The organism is Calorimonas adulescens, from assembly GCF_008274215.1.
In the GTDB taxonomy this organism is placed as follows: Bacteria; Bacillota; Thermoanaerobacteria; order Thermoanaerobacterales; family UBA4877; genus Calorimonas; species Calorimonas adulescens.
Genome location: NZ_VTPS01000010.1, coordinates 71585 through 94417, shown reverse-complemented (window position 1 = coordinate 94417; position 22833 = coordinate 71585). Strand labels below are relative to the sequence as shown.

The window sequence follows — 22833 nt, the reverse complement described above, 5'->3', positions numbered from 1 at the left end:
CTCAACCAATCTGTAAGGGTGTAACCGCTGTAAAGCGGCTAGCTACTCGATATTTTGTCATCTAGAATGTTCAATGTTCATATTTTGCATCTTAGTTATTATAAAAAATAAAATTAATTCAAATGACAAACTTATGGCTCCCGCATAAAACGCCATATTAATACCTTTATTTTCCGCAATAGCACCGATTGAAATGCCACTTAATATTTCCCCTATCGAGCCAGCCATACTATAAACCGATAACATAGTTGCTCTATATTGATCATTTAATAATCCATTTAGATAATATTCCATGATTGGTTCATAGACACCTGTAAACAATCTAAATAAGATAAACACGAGTATAGAAATTAGCACCATTTTGACTGATGCTAATAATACTAAAGAGCATATGATTAAAATAGTTACAACTAAAAAAGCAGTTATATCTTTTAATCTTTTATTTAAATAATTTACTATTGGTGCTACTGATACTATTAAAATGATATTAGAAATAGCTGCAATCAAGCCAATAATAAACGTACTTATTTTCAAATCTTCAGAAAATAATACTGTCCAATATTCATCTACAGGTGACAATGAAAATTCGTATATGGCAGAGATAATAAATAATAGAATAGCTGTAATAAAAATAATCTTGTCTTTTTCTATAAATACTTTACTAATTTCATCTAGATAAAGCAAATTTTTAATACTAAACTTTGTCTCGTTATTAAGGAACTTTTCCCTCTTTTCTCGAACAAAAATATAAGAATATACCATTGCTGCAAATCCCAAAAATATGTAAAAATACCATAATATATTTATATTTTTTATTCCTAAATAGCCTCCTACAACACTACCTAATAGAGAACCTATCCTTCTACTTTGTGTTCCTGATACAATAGTGCTTTTTATATATGAGTCATCTCCATTTTGTTTTAAGGTATCTATAGCCCATGCTTGTAATGACCCAGAAATAAACGTATATCCAATGCCTTGCATGATTGAAGCACACATTATGCCAATAATATTTCTAATTAAAAAATATAAAATTCCACTCACTGAAAAACTCAAGAAAGATAATAATATTGAAAATCGTCTACCAAATTTGTCTGCAATAAATCCAGTCGGGATTTCTAAAATAAAAATGCTTAATTCAAAAATTGTAGATACAAGTCCTATTTGAAATAGATTTAAACCTACATATCTATAGTAGATCACTATAATTGGTATAGTTAGTCCATTTATAAAATTGACAAAAAAATAAATAACGGGATATGGCAAGATATATCTTGGTATTTTATTTACTATTGTCATAAATACACCTCACTTACTTTATTAAAGCTTATATAAAATAAAAGCGTAATGTCTCAATATTCTAATCAAGTAAAGTAATAAAATTAATTAGTCGCTTTAATTTTATTATATGTTTTATATATCAATGCTACAGTAACCTCTGCAATTCCACATAGTATAAAAATTGTCTTTGCACTAAATACACCAGTTAAAACACCGCCTATACCTAAAGATATTATCGATAACGGGTCAACTAATGAGCCTAAAAATCCATAAACTTTGCCTCTGTTATCATCATTAGTATTTTCCTGTATTATCGTATCTGTAAGGGTTTCAAACACTACAAATATCACGCCTAAGAAAGTAAAAAGTATTGATGATAATAAAAATATTTTGCTGTTTGAAAATGCGATAAGAGTAATTCCATCAAGCAGCAATACGGTCGTCATAATGGAAATATTATTAAATTTCTTTCCTATTACATTTATCAATATACCTCCAATCAGTCCTCCAACCCCTGCTAACGAAAAAAGTGTACCACTTCTTACCGCAAGCAATTTCTCACCACCAAGATAATTCTCAACAAAAATATACACAAGTGGTGTTTGCATACTTATTATAAGCGTACTCAATAGATTAAGATTTATAACCTGTTTTATGATCCTACTGTCTTTGATAAAGCCTATTCCTTGCTTTATTTCGCTCATCATGTTCTTGATTGTTTTTGAAACATCATCAAATATATTCTCACTTCTATCTCCATGAGCCTTTTCGTCGATTCTAATAAAGGCAATTAAAATTGCAATTATGATAAATGTAAGACTATCTATTAAAAAAGACATGTCATTCCCAAATACTGAAACAACTATACCGCCTATAGAATACCCCACTATCATATTTATACTTGACAAACTGCTTCTAAAACTATTTGCCTCTAAAAGATGGTTTTTATCAACCAAAAGCGGGATGATTGAACTTCTGGCAGGATATTCAAATGCCATAAGAATACCATTTATAAAGCTTATCATGTATATCAATCTCATGTTATTTGCAAATATTAACCAAAAAGATGTCATTGCAAATAATATGTATAAAATTATCAATATGTTCTTTTTGCGCATTTTATCAACTACATTTCCAGCAAATAAGCCTAGCAAAAAACTTGGTATTCCTTCAAGCATTAGTGATGCACTTAAAGATAGTCCACTCTTTGTAAGATATAATATCTTGCTTGAAATAGCTATCGTCGTAAGTCTGGAACCGATACCTGATATCACATAGCCTATAATATAAAGCATAAAATTGTTATTTAAAAGCAATACTTTATTTCTTTTTGCAAATTCATTTATCATGTCATCGCTTCCTCTTAAACAGAGTATTAATTATATGACTTATAATCTCTTTTATTGCATTACAATAATGTTCTCTTTTCTCATTAATTGTCCATCCGTTAATTCCTCTATGAAAACAACCTCTCTTACATATTGAAAAATATACACATTTCACGCATTCATCACTAATATCACTACATAATTATATTAAAAATATGCAGCGCCTAATTTCTTAAATATTACTGAATACAAAAATATTATCGAACCTGTCTTAGATGCCGATGGCAACAGCTGCGTTTATATTTCCTGCCACAATAACTCCATAAACTTAACCACAATTTTTACAGCCTAAATTATCTCTCAGAGAAAAAACTATCTGCAATTCTTACAGCATCTTGTGCACTTTTCCCGTAATAATCTGCGCCTATCTTTAACGCATATTCTTCTGTCAGGACAGCACCGCCTGCCATGACCTTTACGTTCGCATTCTGTTTAAGCAACTTAATAATCTTTTCCATGTTAAAAAGCGTTGTCGTCATCAATGCGCTTAATCCCACAAGCGACACATTTGAACGCTTTACCTCTTCAAGAATTACTTCACCTTTCACATCTTTACCAAGATCAATAACGTCATACCCATAATTTTCAAGAAGGACCTTGACTATGTCTTTACCTATATCATGTACGTCACCTTCTACAGTTGCAAGAATTATCCTACCTTTAGATACTGTGCCCTTTGGCAACCTCTCTTTTATTATCTTAAAAGCTTCCTGTACAACTTCTGCAGAGCTCAAAAGCTGTGGCAAAAAATAAACGCCTTTTTCATACTTGCCGCCAACATCTTTTAATGCAGGTATGATAATATTATCTACTATTTTAAGCGGTTCCGCACCTTCAGCCAAAATATCCTCAACAATATTTTTAATTCCAGCCTTTTTACCTTCTAAAATATGATTGTATAAAAGTTTATCATGCTCTTCATTTTTTATATATTTTTTAGAAGAGGAATTTTTCACAGGTGTATTACCACCATATATATTTAAATAATTTATGCAACCCTTATCTTTGTTCATTAATGCCATAGATGCCCTTAATGTATTCATCATTGTATCATCGCATGGATTTATAATGACAGAATCAAGCCCGTAGGATGCTGCCATTGCTAAAAATGCCGAATTAATTAATTTCCTTTCAGGAAGCCCAAAAGATACATTGCTTAAGCCGATTACGGTATTTACACCCAATTCACTTTTAACAAGCTTTATAGCCTCCAAAGTTTCTTGAGCCGCTTCTTGCTCTGAAGATAATGTCAAAACTACACAGTCTATTAAAATGTCCTCTTTAGGTATGCCATATTCTTTCGCAGTTTCAATAATTTTCCTAGCATTCTCTAATCTCTCTTTTCTATTTTTGGGAAGTCCGTTGTCTCCTACGGTAAGCCCTATAACACATGTGCCATATTTTTTGACAATCGGCAACACTTTTCTTAAACTTTTTTCTTTTGCACTTACAGAATTTATTATAGGTCTGCCCCTTAAAATTCTTACTGCTTTTTCTATTGCTTTAATGTTTGTACTATCTATCTGCAATGGAATATCTACTGCATTCTGAATCTCTGATACAGCCTTTACCATTATGTTTTCCTCATCTATACCTGGAACACCTACATTTACATCAAGTATGTCAGCATTCGATTTTTGCTGCCTTACCGCCTCATCAACCGCAAGGCTCATATCTCCTTCCTTTAATGCTGTGCTCAAACTTTTCTTTCCTGTAGGATTGATTCGCTCACCTATAACCCTTAAGGGGTTATCCCCACCTATAAAAATTGTCTTTGTATTTGATGACACCGCTGTAAATTTATTAACGATCATATTTGGTTTAAAATCTTGAACCACACTTTTTACCAATCGTATATACTCAGGTGTTGTACCACAACATCCTCCAACTATAGATGCACCTTTTTTAATAAGTTCAGGAAAATAACTTGCAAAGGCATCAGGCATCAGATCATATACAGTCTTGCCATCTTTAATTGCTGGCATACCTGCATTAGGCTGTGCAATAATAGGGATACGTGATACTGTAGACATTTTTTCAACTATATTAACCATCTTATCAGGACCCGTTGAGCAATTTACGCCAATAGCATCAAGCCCTAACCCTTGCAAGCTTACAACAACAGTTACTGGGTCTGATCCCATCAACGTCCTTCCATCCTCCTGAAACGTCATTGTACAAATTACCTTCATCTTTGTATTTTCCTTTGCCGCAAGGATAGCCGCCTTTGCTTCAAGCATATCAGACATTGTTTCAATCAAAACTATATCTGCACCAGCCTGTTCCCCTGCAATTACAACTTCCTTGAAAACCTCATAAGCTTCTTCAAATGCCATATCACCGTAAGGTTTCAGAAGTTTACCGGTAGGTCCTATTGAGAGTGCGACACTTTTCTCCTGTGCTGCCTTTTTGGCAATTCGGACAGATTCGCCAATTATTTTAGCCGTTTCATTTTCAAGGCCATATTTTGCCAATTTAACTCTATTAGCACCAAAGGTATTTGTCTCTATTACATCTGCACCTGCATTGATATATGATTTGTGTATGTCAAATATAACATCCGGATGAGATATGTTCATATATTCAGGACATTCACCAGTTTTTAGCCCTCTTTCCTGAAGTTGTGTTCCCATAGCCCCGTCAAAAATTATTATACGTTTCAATAACTCTTTAAATATGTCCATCAGCTCACCTCCATTTTAATTTGGTAGTTCCAATGCAAAATTTAGTAGATGGCCACAACTTGTTTCCACTATAATCATAACTGCTATTAAGAGAATTTACAACCTTCAAAAGTCTAATTGAATCGATATCATAGACTTCCACAATGCCTTTTAATTTTCTTTCATTTTCAATTGTTTTGGTTATATCTGTTCCCTTTTGCGTGGAAATTTCAACGGTAATTATAAACTTACCTCGGTTTAATTTTAATTTATTAATTAGTCAAATATTTAATTCATTGTATTACTAAATATAATGCTCTGCATTCTAACTGTGTTTTCTTTTGAGCAATACCACTGGCATCTGCTCCATCTTTTATATCCATATAGGTAAACAAGCGAATTCCAACATTTTGGTAAAAGGACATTGATACAAAAACGGCCGAGTTTACGAATTTCAGTAAACTCGGCCACAAAAACTATTTTCCCTGCCTAAGGGTCGTCATCGCTTTTTGCGCTGTATTGTCTTTTTATACGAGGATGGAATCGTATCCGGCGTATAGCTTTTGCCTTATGTATATTGGCAGAGAACCGCTTGATATTGTATGAAGTCCAAACCATACAACATCAACCTCGTCAGCTCCAACCTATACGGCAGCGCCCACCATACGCTCAGCTTCTATTTAAGTTCGGCAGGTGTTGTCATGCCGAATTTTTCTTATTTGCGCTTATGAATATTGCTTCATCTTTACTTTGCGAAATATGATGCAATGTAAATTCCGCCTTTCTGTTTGGTGATTTTTGTAATATTTTGTCGAATAAAAAATATGCCTTGAATCAGGTTTTATTGATTCAAGGCGAAAATTTTATGTGTAATAACCATTACCGTTAAAATATTCCTTTATTCTACTGCAGCATTTACTAGGGTGAAATATTTCAATTAATTATAGTTTTCACCTGAAAGATCAGATCAAAAATTAATTCATACAACTATACGTGAGCAAATTTGATGTAAGAAAATAACATTGGTAATAATTATATAAAAATAGAGGCAAAACTTCACTTTCTGTGATATGAATTAAGTTACCATACAAAAATCATAGAAACAGGAGTGAAGTAAATGTCTCTTACAAATAGAATAACAGAAAAGTCATCAATATATCAATATTTATTTACATTAAAGTTTTCGTTATACTTCACTAAACCTGTTTTGAAACATATTGTGGAATTTATTACTGCTGCTGTTCAAAAGAGCTACAGCGGCACTGTTACAGATATTGTGCTTTTAAGTTTTACAAACTGCCATAGAGCTACCTTTGGTAAATTCTTAAGCCAAGGTGTTTGGAATATAGAATATGCGTGGAGAGCCATAAGAAGAGAAGTTATTCGTATTATATATAAGTATTCCCAAACTTCTGATTCTCCTATATTTGTGATATTTGATGATACTATTGCGGAAAAGACTATGCCTTCGTCACAGGCAAAGTATCCAATCCAGGAAGCAGGCTTTCATCAATCGCATTTAAAAGGAAAACAGGTCTGGGGACACCAACTTCTTGCTATGATGCTCTCCTGCGGCAATAAGGTGCTACCCTATTATATTGAGCGTTATATTAAAGGTGGAAAGAGTAAAGTTCAAAGAATCTGTGAGATGGTAGATACTCTACCATCTCCTAAAGGACCAGCATATGGCCTCTGTGATTCATGGTTTACCAACGAAAAAGTAATTAACACTCATTTTAAAAAGGGCTATCATCTTATCGGTGCACTTAAAACCAATCGTATTATCTACCCAAAAGGCATCCGTATTCAGGTTAAAGACTTTGCACAGTATATCGAAAAAGATGATGTTCACCCCGTTACAGTGAACGGCTCTAAATATTTGGTATATCGCTATGAAGAAGCCTTAAATGGTGTAGATAATGCAGTGGTTTTATTATGCTGGCATGAAAGTGCTTTTAAAAAAGCCAATTCCTTACATGCCTTTTTGTGTACTGATACAGAATTAGATACCCAAATAATCCTTGAATACTATAGCAAACACTGGCCGATTGAAATCTTCTTTAGACAGACAAAGAATAATCTTGGGCTAAATACCTATCAGGTGCGCTCAACTAAATCAATTGATAGGGTGCTGCTTCTAATAGCACTAACATACTTGTATTGCACTACTGGAACAGGCTCATACTATCAATTTAGTAATGGACTAAAGTCTGTCCGTAAAGAAACTCAAAGAGAACATGTTCTATGGATTTATCAAAGTGCTAAAGATAATGTGCCTATAGATGTTATTTTTGAGCAAATGAATATCGCATAGGCAAAGTGTAACTACATGCTGTAAATTTATGTTATTAAATTTTCTCATTCATAGTCATACAATTTAATAACATTGGCTTCGTTATTTACCTGTTCTATTTGCATAATCAGAGCCTGCCGGGTATCGATCCCCATAAACTTTTATTTTAGAGAGAGCATCATTCAAAGCATTGATCTCATCAGAAGTCAGATTAATTTCTGCCGCTCCAAGATTTTCTTCAAGACGCTCTAATTTGCGTGTGCCGGGAATCGGAACAATCCATGGTTTCTGTGCAAGAACCCTCGCAAGTGCAAATGGAGAATTGCAATCACTATTTTCCTGTGTAATCACCCTATTTCTTCAATAGCTGGTTATAAATCTGCCAGTCCTTTTGGATAAATACATTGAATATTACACGGCATTTACCGCCGTTTCTGTGGTACTTCATCACCTCATGCAAAGCGATCTGTGCTGCTCTTTCATTTGGGAAATGAAATTCACCTGTGGAAATACAGCAAAACGCAAGGCTGCCCAGCTTATTTTGATCTGCAAGCTCCAAGCAAGAACGATAACAGGCGGCAAGCTGCTGTTCATGCTCATGGGTAAGCTTGTCATAAACAATTGGTCCAACCGTATGAATGACAAACTTGCTGGGAAGATTATAGGCCGCGGTTATTTTTGCACGCCCGGTCGGTTCGGGATAACCCTGATGTGCAATGATTCCAGCACAGGCATTGCGAAGTTGGACACCTGCAAAGGTGTGAATTGCATTGTCGATACAACCGTGGCAAGGGCGATAGCACCCGGTCAGCCCGCTATTGGCCGCGTTGACGATAGCATCCACAGCCAGAGTCGTAATATCGCCTTGCCACAGATAAATTCCGTCCGCTATTGGCTGTAAATCTTCCAAACGGGTAATGCCTTTTTGCGCTGTTTCATTTTTCAGAAAAGCATCCTGCACCTGCAAAAAAGCGGTGCTGACCGGCCCCGGCTGACGTATATTGACAAGAGAACGGAACATTCTCCATTTGTCCGCAGCCTCCTTTGGAATAGCAATCCCCGGCATCAGCTCTTTTATCATAAAATCCAGTTGTTCTGTTCTTGTCATAGTACACCGCCTTTCATTCTTTGCACCGGCCACAATCACTGCAGCCGTTGCAGATCAATTTGCTTCCGCAGGTCGGGCAGTTCTGCCGATAATGGGAAACATACAGATTTTCCGCTGGGATAGGATACCCCCATCCGTCTGTCAGCTTAAATTCCATCGGCTTTCCCTGATAATTCATGCCGGATTTATATGCCATCCGGCTCTGCACAATCTTTTTTGGAATATGATAGTGCTTTCCGTCTTTGATAAAATGTGTTCCTGTTTCAATAAAGCAGAATGTGACATTGTACGCCTCACACTCACGGACGCGCTGGGGACGCTTTGTCAACAGAAAAAACTTCACATCGCTGCGCTGGCGCATCATATCCCATGCCTCTGTCCGCCAAGGGTCGGCTTCTTCCAGAAAGAAGTCCGAGGACATACAGACTCTGATCAGTTCACCGCTCTGGATTTTATATTTTCCTTCTCTGTTTTTCTGTAATGGATAAGTAAAACCAGATTTTGTTTTGTAAATGTCAGAACCGACGATGCCGCGCATCCGGTCAAGAAAATACATATAACAATACTGACATCCCTCACTGCACTTTACGCAGCCATGCCACGGGTTCCATATATCGTGCATCGGTATCCTCCAATAATGCTGTGACAATCATCTGCATTTCTTCATCGAAAGAAATGGTGCGCTGTATATTTTCTTTCATGCCTAATGGATAATCGCGGTTGAAACGAATCAAGGTTGACTTTTTATTGCTATAAACCATCTGCTCAAATGGGTAGCGAATGATACCGGGAGTATTGAAACCAACCCCAAGCTCAAGGAAGATAATCCGTTTTTTATAATTCTTTTTCAGCCATTCATCGTAGCGGTTATTTGCCTGATACCAGTTTTCGTCCTGCACAAAATAATTATTTTTCCGCAGATTAACATCCATCAGACCGCCGCAAACCGGACATTTCGGAACAAGATAAGATGGTATTTTGCAGTCTTTTGTATGTGCTGCCATTTCTTTTATCAATTCTTCGTTATAATACAGTTTGTCGTGGCATCCTTTGGCGCACTGCAAATAGGCGTAATTGCCCTGCACCTCAAAAATTTTATCTTTTGGAAAACCGGCTTTCTCAAATTGGCTTTCAACGTTGGTTGTAATTACAAAATATTCCTTTTCCTGAACCAGCCGGAACAAATCCATGTAAAGCTTTGTAGCAGCTTGGGAATAGCGGTTCACATCAATATGCCTTGCCCAATGCGCCCATAATTCCTCCTGTGTCTTAAACGGATAAAAGGTGGCAGAGTACATATCTTCGATACCGTATTTCTCAATAAAATCGGAAAAATTATCCGTGAACCGTTTGCCGGAATAGGTCAGCCCTGCAGCAGCGGACAGTCCTGCCCCTGCTCCGATCAGAACAGAGTCCGCGTTTTCAATTGCTTTTTTTGCGGCAATCAGCCTTTCCTCATAATTCTCCATAATCAGCACCATCTTTCACATTTTGTGGTATATCATTATAGAAACATGTTTTTTCAATCGGAAATCGTTTTCCAGATATATTCGGATTGGGCTTAAAGTCCTCCGCTGGGTATCCGACGTAAAGCATACATACCGGTTGCCAGTTTTCAGGGAGATTAAGCAGTTTTTTGGCTTTATTCTCGTCAAAGTAGCTGATCCAGACTGTTCCAAGCCCAAGGCTGGCCGCTTCCAGCATCATGTGTGTTGCTACAATGGTGGCATCGGTGACGCCGCTGCTCTTACCGCTTTGGGGATGATGCCAACAAACAGTTTCGTCATAACTTACGAACAGCACCAGCGGCGCACCATAATAATACACATTTTTGCCATGTTCTTTATCATCACATTCTTCTGCCAAGTCTGCATATTTTTTGTCGTAATTAAAGGTGCAGAATGATTTTACCTTTTCCAGATTTTCAAGTGTATTCAGCACCAAAACCCGCTGTGGCTGATAATTGACCGCAGTAGGAGCCCACTGCCCGGCCTCCAAAATCTTTTCAATTTTTTCCTGCTCCACGGGCATCTGTGCAAACTTACGCACCGTAACCCGCATTTTGGATATATCCATAAAGTCCATAACCGTTCTCCAGCCCTTTTCTATTCAATGATTCGGCTTCTTCCGTCTTTTCTCGGTTTGGCAGCGGGATATGCCCCGTCGCAATAACCGAGCACGACAAAGCATCTCGCAATGTAGTTTTCAGGAATTTGCCAATCCTTTAATAGCTTTTTTCCTAATTCATTTTCAAAGGTTTCTTCGGCTCTTGCAATAATGCAGGAGGAAATCCCCAGTTCAGTAGCCTCTAATACCATGTTCTCTGCACAACAGAACGCATCGGGGATGCTGTATAAAAAGTTTTTCTGGGCAAATACTACGCAGACTGTAGGCGCGCCATAAAAACCATTTTTAATAGTAGGGTCATCAATAATACTCGGCTGCTCTTTAGATACATAGGAGCCGAGCATCTTGTTCTTATCAAAATGGGCGATATTCAGCTTTCCGATAGTTTCTGTCAACTCTTTGCTATGAACACCAACGATGATGGTTCGCTGTCCTCCACCCGCATTTGGTGCATAGAGACCTGCTTCGATGATTTTTTCCAGGTCCTCTTTCGGTATCTGCCTATCTTGATATTTACGAATAGACCTTCTTTTCTTAATTAAATCCAGCAATTCCATTATCTAACCTCCTTCCAACATTGGGGGTCAGCCTCGTAAAAATCTCCGGTTGTACCGTAAGTAACGGCGGGGCATCCCCGGCACCAAGCCAGCAATTCGCATTTGGAACATTTTTTGAATTTTGTATACTCCCGGTAGGCTTCCATACGGTCGCATACCCACACATCGGCAATGCGATCTTCAAACACATTGCCCACCTTGCTTTCAAAGCGACGGCAGGCGTACAGGTCACCAGTAGGCAGGATGGTCAAATGGCAGTTGCCGCAGTTGCAGCCGCCGTAGATCATACCCTCCTGTGTATTCTCCGGGATTTTGAAAATGCCTTTTTCGTATTCATAGAGCGTCCAAAGGTGATCTTTCCGATTAAAGTAGGTTTGGCAGCCTTCGGCTTCATATTTCTGGAATTTCTGATAGCAGGTGTCCAGCAATTCCCGGTATTCCTGTGGGGTCATGCCGGTGTCCTTTCCCTCGCTGGTTGGGCAGTACCGCGCAAAAGCGAACACATCCACTTTATGCGCCACAACGGTGTCAATAATATCCGGAACTTCCTTGATGTTTTTTCCAGATACCGTAGTCATAATGACTGAGCGGATACCGGCCTTTTTAATGCAGTCGATTTTTTCAAGGGTACAATCAAAGGAGCCGGGCTTACGGAACCAGTCGTGGGTTTCCCGCATCCCATCAAGGGAGAGCTGGTATTTCTGGCATCCATATTCTTTCAACCTTTTACATACCTCGTCATTCAGATGGAACGGGTTGCCGAGGATAGTAAAAGGAATGTACCTTTCTTTCAGCAAACCAAGCAGCCGCCAGAATTCGGGATGCAGGATCGGATCGCCGCCGGTGATATAGAAATAGGGCAACCGATCATACATTTCGCACATGTCACAGCAGTTGTCCACTACGTCCACCATCTGCTCCCAGTTCATGGAGTCCAGATGTTTGCCATGAACTTCCGAAAATATATAACAATGTTTACACCGCTGATCGCACTCGTCAGTGATGTGCCACTGAAAAGCAAAATATTGTTTCATCATTCATTACCTCTCTTTATATAAAAACTGGCTGTTGCCAGAATAATTTTAAAAGTCCCCGGTAAGACCAGCTATGCCGGGGATGTGTTGGCGTGTTGACCGGATTATTTGTTGTCGCCAGCGCCGCAGGCAGAACCGCAGGCGGTAGGTTTTTCTTCCGGCTTATCAGCAGCGCCGCAGGCAGCAGGAGCATCAGTAGCACCACAGGCAGTGGGAGCTTCAGCAGGCTTATCGGATGCTCCGCAAGCAGAACCACAAGCAGAAGCCGCCTCTTTTTTGTTCCATCCAAACAGATTAGAAAGTGCCATAGTGTTTTACCTCCATTTTTGGATTTTACGAACCCTTTGTTTGTTCGCAATTATATTTTAACTTTTGCTTTATCTAAAAAAAAAGTACGCACAAATCTATTACTTAGTCACCTTTTTATAACCAACTTGTCTTAATCGTTATCTTATATTATAATTTGAATGTAACATTCAAATCTGAACTTATGAAGGAGATGATACGGTGCTGACAAAAGAAGAATTGCCTGAATGTCCTGTAGCGACCACGGTTCAATTGATAGGCAGTAAGTGGAAACTGTTGATCTTGCGAAATTTGCTTCAGCGCCCTTGGCGCTTTAACGAACTGCGAAAAAACATCCCTGGTATCAGTCACAAGGTACTGACGGATAGCCTGAGATCTATGGAAGCAGATGGAATTATTATCCGCACTGTGTACCCGGAAGTGCCGCCTCGTGTAGAATACGCCTTAAGCGAATTGGGTGAAAGCATGCGTCCAATTATTAAAGCAATGGAAACATGGGGAGCAGAGTATCAGAAAATTGTAAAAAGCCAAAGTTGAATGTTATCTTTAATAAAAAGTGGAACTGAAATTATGCAAGTTTCCGTAGACATGTTCCCGCGAACACATCAAACCATTTCAACCCCCGTCTTTTCCGTCTACACAACCCTGCCAGCCAAAAGCCATCCCGAAAGGCTGTGGATGTGTTTCCTTAAACAATTACGCAAATAAAAATGCAGGGCTTCCCGGTATATATACCACCAAAAAATACATTTTCGGCAGATGGCAAATCGCCGGAAAACCCTGTATCCAAGCCATTTTTCAAGCTTTTATTTATTTTTTACATTTCACAGCCTTTAACACATACACTTCTTCAATAAATCTCATACTATTTCACGATTTCTAACATTTACACGAAAGGTAGGAAAGTACCGCAGGACAGGTGCACTTTTCCACGATAGCTATAACATTTATGTATTGCTAATTATACAAATAATCTAACCAATAACAGAATTATGGATAGTACATTTTTATTCAAAGATTTTGTTCTCATTCCTTAATCGGTTAACCAATAAAGAATATTTCACCGTTGGGATAAGAAACAAAGCGCCAAAGACTGCAACAGCAGCTCTAAGCACCCATGTCATTGCCACTGACAACGAAGATATATTGGGAATAAAGGTCACAACAACAAGTCCAAACATCATAAGAACGGCCCAAATATAGGCGCGTCTAACGGTTTTATAAGCATCTAACTTGTCCTGCACATTCGTATGCATCTCGAATGGTTTTTCATCTTTCTTTTTTTCCACAATTAAAAGCTCTTTGTTAAAAGCGCCGGGCGACGTAGCAATTTGCCCCATGCCTTTAGCATATGGCCGCCACCTTACCTTGCCATAAGAAAAATTTAGGTTGATATTTTTTGTGAAAGTGCGAAATCCCATGCCTTCAAGGTACCTGCGATAGTCCTCTGCCTTGGAATAGGATTTATCGCCGACAAACTCAACGGCGTACTCATATTCACCAGGCATGCATTCATCAAAAGTATAGGTTATTTTTCCGCATTTTTTAAGCCGGTAGCCCTTCTCAGCCATATCATTCAGCCACTTTTCCTGCCCGTCTAGGAAATCAAAAAAGTATCGAAATACAGTTTTGCTCATTTGCCTCTATCCTCCTTTATAATTGTCGACGCCAGCTTCAAAACCTCACCCATACGCTTTAATTCCTCGGCCACCTTCTGTTTCCCAGCATCGGTTATAACATATTCTTTTTTCTTACCGTCAGCTTCAGACCCAAAAGGAGTAATCCATTTTTTCTTTACCAATGCATTTATAGCCCCATATAAAGTTCCAGCACCCAAAACAACCCGCCCGCCGGTTTCCTTTTCAATAAACTGCATAATCCCATATCCATAATTTGGCTTATACACGGCGAGCATGATAAGAAATGTTGTCTCGGTTAATGCACCGCCTTTTATATTGTCTCTTATGCAAACCACCCCAAACTTATTACGTTTAATGTAATGTAAAGTATATCACTAAACGTAATATATGTCAACGTGTTTGAGATGAAAACACAATTCCCAAAAAAGCAAAAATGCCATACATCGAGGCTACTTATATTTTATATAAAATGCCAAGTAATACTGGTTTCGCTGGTTAACATTGTATCAATGTTAACATTTGTTTTTGATTGAAATATAAAATATAAATCTAATGCTAAAATTCCTTTAGACATGTCCCCTCGAACAATCAACCGCCGTCTTTTCCGTCTACACAACCTCGCCCGCCAAAGGCCGCCTTGAGAGGCTGTGGATGTGTTTCCACGTACAGTCACAGAAACAAAAAAACAGGGCTTTCCTGCATCTCCGCTATCCGCAAACAAATTATCTACAGATGGCAAATCACCGGAAAGCCCTGTATTCAAGCCGTTTTTTAGGTGCTTATTTATTTTTTACATTTGTCATCAGAACTACGCACTCAATGTGGCTCGTTCTGGGAAACATATCTACAGGTTGTACTTCTTTTATACAATATTTTTTACTTAATTTTTTAAGGTCCCTAGCCAAGGTAGCAGGGTTGCAAGACACATAGACTATCCTCTCCGGTGCCATGTCTATTATAGAGTCCAGTACAGCATCGTCACAACCCTTACGCGGTGGGTCCACAACTATTACATCAGGAGTGATTCCTCTATTTTTTAGATCCTTCATGATATCTTCAGATTTTCCGGCAATAAAATCAGCGTTGGATATTTTATTGAGCCCTGCATTTTCCTTTGCATCCTCAACCGCCTTTTCAACAACTTCAATACCTATGACCTGTTTTGCTCTTCGTGCAAGAAAAAGAGAAATAGTTCCTACGCCACAGTATGCATCTATAACCAGCTCGTCACCTTGAAGATTTGCAAACTCGAGGGCTTTTGAATATAATATCTCGGTCTGAATGGGGTTTACCTGAAAGAAGGATTGCGGCGATATATAATATTTAAGTCCTCCTATACTTTCTATTATCCTACTTTTGCCATAAAGGAAAATGTTTTTGTTACCAAGGACAACATTTGTATCCTGTGGATTGATATTTAAGGCCAGGCCTGCAAAACCATCGTATTTCTTTAATCTATTCACAAGTTCATCTTTATGGGGCAGATTATTTTCCCTGGCTACAATTACAACCATTGTCTCTCCTGTTGACTTAGAATATCGGGTCATTATATGTCTTATTAATCCTTGCTTTGTATTTTCATTATATACTTGGATATTGAATTCTTTTATGAATTCCAGTACCTCCATGGCAATGTTTTCAGCCTGTCTGTTTTGCAGCATACACTCTTTTATTGGTACTATTTCATGCGACCTTTCCTTATAAAAACCCATTACTGCCTTTCCATCTACGGTAGCTACCGGATACTGCGCTTTGCTCCTATAGTAATATGGACTATTCATGCCTATCACATCATTAACCTTTACTTCTATACTGCCTATCCTTTTTAATGCATCTTCAATTTTGTTCTTTTTAAATATAAGTTCACCTTCATAGCTCATGTGTTGGAGCTGACAGCCACCACACAAATTATATACCGGGCAGAGCGGTTCTACTCTATATAATGACGCCTCCAGAATATGTATGGTCTCTGCTACAGCGTAGTCTTTTTTAACCTTTGAGACCTCTGCCTGCACTTTTTCTCCAGCTATGGCTTTTTCTACGAATACCGTCATACCATCATACTTAGCGATACCTTGCCCCTCACTGGCCATTTTTTCTATATATATTTCTATCTTTTGACCAACCTTTAAATTATGCATGTCTACGCCTGCTTTCCAATATAAATATAAGCTAATATAATTTTAATACATTATTATATCAAAAAACACCCTTTACCGGGTGTTATCTTCTTAATTTTATCTTGAAAATCCTGCTGTTTAGTAAATATTTCAGATAAGTAAGTGTAAATCTTTTGATGTATTTTCTGCTCTTGGGAATAAGGCATAAGATACCGATGACATCGGTTATAAGGCCAGGAGTTATAAGCATTACACCACCAGCCAGGACAAATACGCCATCCATAAGTTCGTCGGTTGGAAGATTTCCCTTGTAAAATTCATCTCTAACCCTTCTAAATGTATAAAGTCCCTCACGTTCAGCTATTATGGCACCTATTATGCCAATGCCTATAACAATAAGAACGGTTTTTAAATATCCTATATATCTACCCAGGGCTATCAATAGCAACAGATCCAATAATGAAACCGTTATAAACAAAACAATAAGTCTTCCAAGCATCATACCACCTCTGATATGTATTTTGCCCGGAAGACTTCTAATAATTCTAATAAGCTGTAAATTTATCCTTTGTAGCACCGCATATCGGACATTTTTCTGGCGCCTTTCCGATCAGCGTATAGCCACATACACTGCAGATCTGTATCTTATCAATCTGATAGTCTTTTCCACTGTCTACAGACTTCTTGGCTTCTGTATAGAGCTTTGAGTGTCCCTTTTCTGATTCTATTGCCCATACAAAAGACTTCTTTGCTTCACTCTCTTTCTGGAAGTCAGCTACAGCAATATATGTAGCATACATTTGGATAATCTCAAAGTTTTCACCACTAATGGCCTTGGCAAGATTCATCGAGGTATTGCCTATGCCAAAACCTGCCATGGATGGAACAAGGAAATCACCTTCCACATCTTTCATTGTCTTAAAATGATTTGATGCATGAATTTTTTCCGCATCGGCTATGGCTTCAAATAATCTCCCTACATTAGGAAAACCCTCACCCCTTGCTGTTTTTCCCCATACCTTATAGCGCTGATAGGCCATACTCTCACCGCCAAAGGCAGACCGTAAGTTGGCAGCAGTCATGTTATTTTCCATATAATCCCTCCCTCAGGAATTATTCAAGCAAACGGTAGTATATGCATTTAGAAATATCCTATACATAGGATCTGGAAAAGTAACAATAATGAAAATGTTTACAGAATTATGTCCTTCCTGGATGATGTAGACAGGTTTAAAGAGGGCTTCTTTTATGGATGTGAATTATAAGTATTCGCCTTTTATATGTATGAAGAATTTTGCCCCACAATAATCAATTTGAAAGTCCAGAGAAAAATCTCTGGACCTGATATGATATCTGTTGAGCAAGCCTATAAGCCGAGTTCTGTCTTGGATAGTCATCTATCTAGGACAGCAGTTGCCTGCTGCCTCAAGCAGCATACCCGAGAGCGTGGCGGGCCACCACATATGCTCTCCTATTTGCCTTGCTCCAGGTGGGGTTTGCAGAGCCAGCCAGTCACCTGGCTGCTGGTGAGCTCTTACCTCGCCTTTCCACCCTTACCACTTACGTGGCGGTATATCTCTGTTGCACTTTCCTCGGAGTCGCCTCCGCTGGGCGTTACCCAGCACCCTGCCCTATGGAGCTCGGACTTTCCTCGTGCACGAGCACGCGACTATCCAGCTTGCTCATCTTTATGGATATATTTTTTCTGGATATATAATACTATCATCTTTCTCGTTGTTTGTCAAATCTTTTTTATTCATGGGTCCGCGTTAAGATTTTGTATGTGAGTTTTTAAAAATTTTTTATCTAAATTTCCTCAATGGCTTTTTCTACACGTTCTATATCCCATTTGTGTCCTACTTTAGAATAAGCTTCTCCCCATATCTCTTCACTATCAGCTAAGCTGCTTACTACAAGCTTATTCTTCAGTCTATATCGTCCTCCACCAATCTTCTCTTTGCCTTCATAGGCTGCTAAATGTTTTATTTCTCCTCTCTTTTTATCTGCCTTTTGTAGACGTATTATTACTCCGTCACTTTCTATATATAGACACCTTGTAACCTTCTCTCCTCTGGGAACCTCTCCCTATTCAAAGACTTATTTTCTTTTTTCTTCACTATCTTGTTTTAAAGTTTCTCCTAATTCCTGTACAGCTCATATGATTCTCTCATGTTTTTTTGATATCGTAAATTAAATCTTCTTCTAAGTTTTTGTGCCATATCCCAAATATCTCATTACAGACCCTTTATCTATTTTATAAGACTTTATCTCAATTTCGACCTCCTTATTAACATCAGCATGAGATTGACTATATCCTTTTTATATATCATAAATTACAGCTTAATAAATTTCAACAATTTAAATTAATGTAATATTATGACTTATTAAGATTCTATTGATTATTTTTTTAATAAGTGCTATTATTTTTATAAAAGTAACACATAAGGAGGTAATCAATCTGGATGAAATTACGCGTTTTGGCGTTTCAATGGAAGCAAACCTGCTTTCACAGTTTGATAAATTGATCGAATCAAAAAACTACAAAAATAGGTCTGAAGCTATAAGGGACTTAATTAGAGATTACATAGTCGAAAACCAATGCAAGTCAGATGAGGCCGAATCAATAGGTACAGTAACATATGTTTATAACCATGAGGTAAGGGAGATAAGCGATAAGCTTGTTGACATACAGCATGGGCACCATGAGAACATAATATCAAGCATGCACGTACACCTTGACGAGCACAACTGCCTTGAAGTAATGGTTATAAAAGGCACTTCAAAGACTATATCAAAGATAGCAGACGAAATAATAAGCACAAAGGGCGTGAAACATGGAAAGCTTGTCATGACGACAACAGGCAAAAATTTATAAGGGGGAATTTTTATGCATATACCAGACGGATATCTAAGTCCCGAAACGTGCGCCGTAATGGGCACCGCTATGGTACCAGTTCTTGCAGTAGCTACAAAGAAAGTAAATGAAACATTCGATAAAAAAGACATACCGATCATGGCAATAGGTTCTGCATTTGCCTTTACGATAATGATGTTTAACGTTCCTGTACCAGGCGGTACAACAGCACATGCAGTAGGTGCAACGCTTCTTGCAATTGCATTGGGTCCATGGGGAGCCAGCATCTCACTTACGATTGCGCTTTTAATACAGTCGTTGTTTTTTGGAGATGGGGGAATTCTAGCTCTCGGTGCAAATAGCTTTAACATGGCTTTTTTAGCGCCATTCGTAGGATACGGCATATATGTGCTGTCGCAAAAATTAAAAATCAACAAAGTCATATCATCCGCTGTTGGGGCGTACATAGGTATAAATGCAGCAGCGCTTGCAGCCGCAATAGAGCTAGGTTTACAGCCGATACTTTTTCATGCAGCAGATGGACGTGCCCTGTATTTCCCTTACGGGCTTAATCAATCAATACCAGCCATGATGCTAGCACATCTTACAGTCGCTGGGCTTGTAGAAGCTGGCATAACAGGGCTTGTGGTGTACTACTTAATGAGAGTAGGCGAAGACAACTTACTTTACAGACTTTCATACAGATTAAGAGGTGAAGCTAAGTGAAGAAATTATTTATAATAGCAGCAATAATAATTCTACTTACGCCTATCGGGCTTTTGGCGCCTGGATCGGCATGGGGCGAATGGGGCATAGACGAGATAAAAAGCATGGTTGGATATGTGCCAAGCGGCATGAAGCATTTTTCAGATACAGTAAAGGCACTTTTGCCTGACTACAGCATACCGAGCTTTGATAAGAACTTTCTTCAATTATCAATAGGGTATATATTATCAGCCGTCGTCGGAATCGGCATAATCATGGTAGTATTTTTTGTGCTTAGCAAAACAATGGGTAAATCTGAGGAGAAAAATGAGTAATTTTATAGAGAAGACAGTTTTAGATATACAGAATACATTTGAAGACATGTTTACATCAGATGAAATTGCTGATAAAAGCGGTTTGATGCAGTCGCTTGATCCAAGAATAAAGCTTCTTTCTATTATATTCTTAATTGTAATAGCCAATTTTGGCAATTCATTATCCTATACAGCTGTAATGCTTGTGTACTCACTTATCTTGGCTGTGCTTTCAAAGATACCGATGAAATCTTACATAGCAAGGATTTCAACAGTATCAATAATTTTCACAGGCATCGTACTGATACCTTCTCTGTTTAACACAGTAAGGCCTGGCAAACCGCTTATTTACTTGACTAGGAATCTTTATATCACAGAAGATGGAGCTTTAAGCACATTGATCTTCATTATGCGCTCTTTTGTTTCGCTGTCATTAATATACATCTTGATACTGTCTACAAAATGGGTGGAAATACTAAAGGCCCTTAGATCTTTTAGGCTTCCGAAAATATTTTCTGCCACATTGGATATGTCGCTAAGGTATATAACGCTGTTCCTTGAAATTGCATCAAACATGTTTCTGGCAAGGAAAAGCAGAAATGTAGGAAAATCTAAAGGCAAAAGCGAAAGGAAATTCGTCGCATCTTCAATGGGAAATTTGCTAGTAAGATCTGAATCGTTAAGCGATGACGTATACAACGCCATGATTTCACGCGGCTACAGAGGTGAATACAAGACTATAAATGACTTCAAGATTGGCCGCAGCGATATAATCTGGATAATTTTCAATGCAGCATTATTTATAATATTTGCTCTATCAAAAGGAGGCAAACTTTGGATATAATTTTTGAACTTAAAAACGTCTCTTACTCATATATAAAGTCTATACCGGCGCTTGTAGATGTAAACTTCACAGTAAATAAAGGTGAAAAGCTTATAATCTTAGGCGCAAATGGTTCAGGGAAATCTACACTTCTAAAATTGATGGACGGTTTGATAAAGCCAAATAACGGAGACATCTTAGCTTTTGGCAAATCAATATTAAATATGAAAAGCGATGAAGAATATGAATTTAGAAAAAAAGTTGGCTACTTGTTTCAAGATTCCGATGTTCAACTTTTTAATACAAATGTATTTGATGAAGTCGCATTTGCACCTCTTCAGATGGGATTAAAGCCGAGTGCAGTAAAATCAATGGTTAAAGACACATTGGATTCATTTGGACTTACAAAATTGCGTGATAGATCACCTCACAGGTTAAGCGGCGGCGAAAAGAAAAAAGTCGCTCTTGCATCCATCATGATTATAAATCCTGATGTGCTGCTACTTGATGAGCCTACAAACGGCCTTGACCCAAGGTCTAGAAAGTGGCTAATGGATAAGCTTAAAGACTTAAATGAAAGTGGAAAAACACTGGTAATCTCGACACATGACTTGGATTTAACGAGAAAGCTTGCTGACAGAATCATCATAATGAACGAGTCGCACACTGTTGAGACGATAGGTAACCCGTCTGAAATACTCGATGATAATGATCTGCTTGAAAGTGTGAATTTAATATAAGATAAAAAGCTCCCTCGTTTTGGGAGCTTTTTATTGAGAATATGATTTATTTAGAGATGATGATGGCACAAAGCTTTGTAACAGCCGTTCGTCCCGGTAGTTCGTCGGGCCAGGCAAAGCTGGTCTGCGGAAAACACCTGGCAACCGCTTAATCATCGAGCAATCACGCAAAACCTGAAGGCAGTTTCGCCGGCTGAAAGATTTTATAAAACCCACCCAGTATTCTTCGAAGCATTTTTAAGAAATAATGTGAATCATGGCGTGTTGGTCGTTTAAGTCCAAATAATAGATAGCCAGTACATGTATTTGCTGTTTAATAAGTCAAATATTTTTGCAGCAAGAAGGAATTTTTACAGTACAAGTCTAATTAATTTCATAAGACCTCACCTTCCTTGGGTTTAAAACTCATCCCGGATAGAGGATGGTGAGGTCTTTTTCTATATCTGACCTTAATTCTACTGCTCAATGACCTAATAAAATTTTATATTATCCTTCGTCCATAGCTTTGTTTGCCAGTTTATCGGCTTCTTTATTTTCTTCTCGCATTATATGAGATATGCTAAAATGTTCAAATTCTTTTATGAGACTGATAACCTCATCATATATGAGTTTGAGACCTTCATTGCGAACTTTATACTCTCCTTTTATCTGCTTTACAACAAGTTCACTATCCATAAATACGGATACATCTTTTTCACCCAATTCGATAGCCCGCAAAAGTGCAGTCTTAAGCGCTGTATATTCTGCAATATTGTTTGTTGTTACCCCAATATATTTATATATCTCTTCTTTTTCCCCATTTTCTCTCTCCAGCACGACACCTATACCTGCCTTGCCTGGATTTCCTCTCGATCCACCGTCGGTATGTATTTTGAGCATT

Annotated in this window: 24 protein-coding genes, 1 other RNA gene and 1 pseudogene; 7 read left to right on the top strand and 19 right to left on the bottom strand. The window is 38.1% G+C overall.

All coding sequences use genetic code 11. From position 1 onward, the window contains the following. Window positions 1–57: 57 nt before the first annotated feature. The 3 genes from FWJ32_RS07925 to FWJ32_RS07915 form a co-directional block, all read right to left on the bottom strand. Complete coding sequence (locus FWJ32_RS07925) at window positions 58–1299, bottom strand: MFS transporter (protein WP_149545417.1); 1242 nt, start codon at window positions 1297–1299, stop codon at window positions 58–60. Window positions 1300–1382: 83 nt separating this feature from the next. Beyond that, entirely contained in the window at window positions 1383–2630 is a 1248-nt protein-coding gene (locus FWJ32_RS07920) for an MFS transporter (RefSeq protein WP_149545416.1), read from the bottom strand. Window positions 2631–2962: 332 nt separating this feature from the next. Continuing rightward, entirely contained in the window at window positions 2963–5356 is a 2394-nt protein-coding gene (locus FWJ32_RS07915) for a homocysteine S-methyltransferase family protein (RefSeq protein WP_420837944.1), read from the bottom strand. 1093 nt (window positions 5357–6449) lie between these two features. Between FWJ32_RS07915 and FWJ32_RS07910 the strand changes: the two genes are divergently transcribed. Beyond that, window positions 6450–7646, top strand: a complete 1197-nt coding sequence (locus tag FWJ32_RS07910; RefSeq protein WP_149545414.1) for an IS701 family transposase — start codon at window positions 6450–6452, stop codon at window positions 7644–7646. A gap of 81 nt (window positions 7647–7727) precedes the next feature. Here the strand turns inward: FWJ32_RS07910 and FWJ32_RS07905 are convergent, their stop codons facing one another. From FWJ32_RS07905 to acgA, 8 genes are all read right to left on the bottom strand, one after another. After that, window positions 7728–7976 (bottom strand): aldo/keto reductase, encoded by a 249-nt coding sequence (locus FWJ32_RS07905; protein ID WP_203227633.1) that lies wholly within the window; start codon window positions 7974–7976, stop codon window positions 7728–7730. Window position 7977: 1 nt separating this feature from the next. Beyond that, window positions 7978–8733 carry a protein-ADP-ribose hydrolase gene (locus FWJ32_RS07900; RefSeq protein ID WP_149545413.1) on the bottom strand — a complete coding sequence of 252 codons (756 nt, stop codon included), beginning with the start codon at window positions 8731–8733 and terminating at the stop codon, window positions 7978–7980. A gap of 13 nt (window positions 8734–8746) precedes the next feature. Continuing rightward, the gene (locus FWJ32_RS07895; RefSeq protein WP_149545412.1) at window positions 8747–9355 is read right to left on the bottom strand and encodes a DUF5131 family protein; all 609 of its coding nucleotides are present in this window, start codon (window positions 9353–9355) and stop codon (window positions 8747–8749) included. Beyond that, window positions 9309–10202 (bottom strand): Sir2 family NAD-dependent protein deacetylase, encoded by an 894-nt coding sequence (locus FWJ32_RS07890; protein ID WP_149545411.1) that lies wholly within the window; start codon window positions 10200–10202, stop codon window positions 9309–9311. Before FWJ32_RS07890 ends, FWJ32_RS07895 begins: the two co-directional genes overlap by 47 nt. Continuing rightward, complete coding sequence (locus tag FWJ32_RS07885) at window positions 10189–10818, bottom strand: nitroreductase family protein (RefSeq protein ID WP_149545410.1); 630 nt, start codon at window positions 10816–10818, stop codon at window positions 10189–10191. The genes FWJ32_RS07890 and FWJ32_RS07885 overlap by 14 nt, the downstream gene beginning before the upstream one ends. Before the next feature lie 20 nt (window positions 10819–10838). Further along, window positions 10839–11417 (bottom strand): nitroreductase family protein, encoded by a 579-nt coding sequence (locus tag FWJ32_RS07880; RefSeq protein ID WP_149545409.1) that lies wholly within the window; start codon window positions 11415–11417, stop codon window positions 10839–10841. Beyond that, window positions 11417–12454, bottom strand: coding sequence for a radical SAM/SPASM domain protein, ACGX system (acgM, locus tag FWJ32_RS07875; RefSeq protein ID WP_203227632.1), 1038 nt, complete (start codon window positions 12452–12454; stop codon window positions 11417–11419). The genes FWJ32_RS07880 and acgM overlap by 1 nt, the downstream gene beginning before the upstream one ends. 101 nt (window positions 12455–12555) lie before the next feature. Then, window positions 12556–12759 (bottom strand): ACGX-repeat peptide, encoded by a 204-nt coding sequence (acgA, locus tag FWJ32_RS07870; protein ID WP_149545408.1) that lies wholly within the window; start codon window positions 12757–12759, stop codon window positions 12556–12558. A 199-nt stretch (window positions 12760–12958) separates the two neighbouring features. Between acgA and FWJ32_RS07865 the strand changes: the two genes are divergently transcribed. Continuing rightward, window positions 12959–13294 carry a winged helix-turn-helix transcriptional regulator gene (locus tag FWJ32_RS07865; protein WP_149545407.1) on the top strand — a complete coding sequence of 112 codons (336 nt, stop codon included), beginning with the start codon at window positions 12959–12961 and terminating at the stop codon, window positions 13292–13294. Between the two features lie 470 nt (window positions 13295–13764). Here FWJ32_RS07865 and FWJ32_RS07860 read toward each other — a convergent pair whose 3' ends face one another. The 7 genes and pseudogenes from FWJ32_RS07860 to FWJ32_RS13875 form a co-directional block, all read right to left on the bottom strand. Further along, window positions 13765–14394 carry a DUF2812 domain-containing protein gene (locus FWJ32_RS07860; RefSeq protein ID WP_149545406.1) on the bottom strand — a complete coding sequence of 210 codons (630 nt, stop codon included), beginning with the start codon at window positions 14392–14394 and terminating at the stop codon, window positions 13765–13767. Beyond that, window positions 14391–14672 (bottom strand): PadR family transcriptional regulator, encoded by a 282-nt coding sequence (locus FWJ32_RS07855; protein ID WP_275266281.1) that lies wholly within the window; start codon window positions 14670–14672, stop codon window positions 14391–14393. The genes FWJ32_RS07860 and FWJ32_RS07855 overlap by 4 nt, the downstream gene beginning before the upstream one ends. Window positions 14673–15176: 504 nt before the next feature. Next, window positions 15177–16538: a 23S rRNA (uracil(1939)-C(5))-methyltransferase RlmD gene (rlmD, locus tag FWJ32_RS07850; protein WP_149545405.1), complete on the bottom strand. Its 1362-nt coding sequence runs from the start codon at window positions 16536–16538 to the stop codon at window positions 15177–15179. A gap of 82 nt (window positions 16539–16620) precedes the next feature. After that, window positions 16621–17016 carry an FxsA family protein gene (locus FWJ32_RS07845; protein ID WP_162523563.1) on the bottom strand — a complete coding sequence of 132 codons (396 nt, stop codon included), beginning with the start codon at window positions 17014–17016 and terminating at the stop codon, window positions 16621–16623. A gap of 46 nt (window positions 17017–17062) precedes the next feature. Continuing rightward, window positions 17063–17611: a rubrerythrin family protein gene (locus tag FWJ32_RS07840; RefSeq protein WP_149545403.1), complete on the bottom strand. Its 549-nt coding sequence runs from the start codon at window positions 17609–17611 to the stop codon at window positions 17063–17065. Window positions 17612–17870: 259 nt separating this feature from the next. Next, window positions 17871–18202: RNase P RNA component class A (rnpB, locus tag FWJ32_RS07835), an RNA gene on the bottom strand. A gap of 121 nt (window positions 18203–18323) precedes the next feature. Further along, window positions 18324–18575, bottom strand: a pseudogene (locus FWJ32_RS13875) (UPF0236 family transposase-like protein); the annotation flags it as partial. 340 nt (window positions 18576–18915) lie between these two features. Here FWJ32_RS13875 and nikR point away from each other — a divergent pair. Genes nikR through FWJ32_RS07805 form a run of 5 tightly spaced genes read left to right on the top strand, consistent with a single transcriptional unit; the run spans window position 18916 to window position 21953 of the window. Next, a complete protein-coding gene (gene nikR, locus FWJ32_RS07825; protein WP_275266279.1) occupies window positions 18916–19392 on the top strand; it encodes a nickel-responsive transcriptional regulator NikR in 477 nt (158 codons plus the stop codon). A gap of 12 nt (window positions 19393–19404) precedes the next feature. Beyond that, entirely contained in the window at window positions 19405–20097 is a 693-nt protein-coding gene (gene cbiM / locus FWJ32_RS07820; RefSeq protein ID WP_149545402.1) for a cobalt transporter CbiM, read from the top strand. Further along, complete coding sequence (locus FWJ32_RS07815; protein ID WP_149545401.1) at window positions 20094–20411, top strand: PDGLE domain-containing protein; 318 nt, start codon at window positions 20094–20096, stop codon at window positions 20409–20411. Before cbiM ends, FWJ32_RS07815 begins: the two co-directional genes overlap by 4 nt. Beyond that, entirely contained in the window at window positions 20404–21234 is an 831-nt protein-coding gene (cbiQ, locus tag FWJ32_RS07810; RefSeq protein ID WP_149545400.1) for a cobalt ECF transporter T component CbiQ, read from the top strand. The genes FWJ32_RS07815 and cbiQ overlap by 8 nt, the downstream gene beginning before the upstream one ends. Next, window positions 21225–21953, top strand: a complete 729-nt coding sequence (locus FWJ32_RS07805; RefSeq protein ID WP_149545399.1) for an energy-coupling factor ABC transporter ATP-binding protein — start codon at window positions 21225–21227, stop codon at window positions 21951–21953. Before cbiQ ends, FWJ32_RS07805 begins: the two co-directional genes overlap by 10 nt. A 486-nt stretch (window positions 21954–22439) precedes the next feature. On the opposite strand, the gene FWJ32_RS07800 is transcribed toward FWJ32_RS07805, so the two are convergent. After that, window positions 22440–22832: a ribonuclease HI family protein gene (locus FWJ32_RS07800; protein WP_149545398.1), complete on the bottom strand. Its 393-nt coding sequence runs from the start codon at window positions 22830–22832 to the stop codon at window positions 22440–22442. Window position 22833: the final 1 nt, after the last annotated feature.

What these genes read in the sequence shown, in the direction of transcription:
- FWJ32_RS07925 (WP_149545417.1), bottom strand. Translation starts at nt 1,299, where the DNA reads ATGACAATAGTAAATAAAATACCAAGATATATCTTGCCATATCCCGTT.
- FWJ32_RS07920 (WP_149545416.1), bottom strand. Translation starts at nt 2,630, where the DNA reads ATGATAAATGAATTTGCAAAAAGAAATAAAGTATTGCTTTTAAATAAC.
- FWJ32_RS07910 (WP_149545414.1), top strand. Translation starts at nt 6,450, where the DNA reads ATGTCTCTTACAAATAGAATAACAGAAAAGTCATCAATATATCAATAT.
- FWJ32_RS07900 (WP_149545413.1), bottom strand. Translation starts at nt 8,733, where the DNA reads ATGACAAGAACAGAACAACTGGATTTTATGATAAAAGAGCTGATGCCG.
- FWJ32_RS07895 (WP_149545412.1), bottom strand. Translation starts at nt 9,355, where the DNA reads ATGCACGATATATGGAACCCGTGGCATGGCTGCGTAAAGTGCAGTGAG.
- FWJ32_RS07890 (WP_149545411.1), bottom strand. Translation starts at nt 10,202, where the DNA reads ATGGAGAATTATGAGGAAAGGCTGATTGCCGCAAAAAAAGCAATTGAA.
- FWJ32_RS07885 (WP_149545410.1), bottom strand. Translation starts at nt 10,818, where the DNA reads ATGGACTTTATGGATATATCCAAAATGCGGGTTACGGTGCGTAAGTTT.
- FWJ32_RS07880 (WP_149545409.1), bottom strand. Translation starts at nt 11,417, where the DNA reads ATGGAATTGCTGGATTTAATTAAGAAAAGAAGGTCTATTCGTAAATAT.
- acgM (WP_203227632.1), bottom strand. Translation starts at nt 12,454, where the DNA reads ATGATGAAACAATATTTTGCTTTTCAGTGGCACATCACTGACGAGTGC.
- acgA (WP_149545408.1), bottom strand. Translation starts at nt 12,759, where the DNA reads ATGGCACTTTCTAATCTGTTTGGATGGAACAAAAAAGAGGCGGCTTCT.
- FWJ32_RS07860 (WP_149545406.1), bottom strand. Translation starts at nt 14,394, where the DNA reads ATGAGCAAAACTGTATTTCGATACTTTTTTGATTTCCTAGACGGGCAG.
- FWJ32_RS07855 (WP_275266281.1), bottom strand. Translation starts at nt 14,672, where the DNA reads ATGCTCGCCGTGTATAAGCCAAATTATGGATATGGGATTATGCAGTTT.
- rlmD (WP_149545405.1), bottom strand. Translation starts at nt 16,538, where the DNA reads ATGCATAATTTAAAGGTTGGTCAAAAGATAGAAATATATATAGAAAAA.
- FWJ32_RS07845 (WP_162523563.1), bottom strand. Translation starts at nt 17,016, where the DNA reads ATGCTTGGAAGACTTATTGTTTTGTTTATAACGGTTTCATTATTGGAT.
- FWJ32_RS07840 (WP_149545403.1), bottom strand. Translation starts at nt 17,611, where the DNA reads ATGGAAAATAACATGACTGCTGCCAACTTACGGTCTGCCTTTGGCGGT.
- cbiM (WP_149545402.1), top strand. Translation starts at nt 19,405, where the DNA reads ATGCATATACCAGACGGATATCTAAGTCCCGAAACGTGCGCCGTAATG.
- cbiQ (WP_149545400.1), top strand. Translation starts at nt 20,404, where the DNA reads ATGAGTAATTTTATAGAGAAGACAGTTTTAGATATACAGAATACATTT.
- FWJ32_RS07800 (WP_149545398.1), bottom strand. Translation starts at nt 22,832, where the DNA reads ATGCTCAAAATACATACCGACGGTGGATCGAGAGGAAATCCAGGCAAG.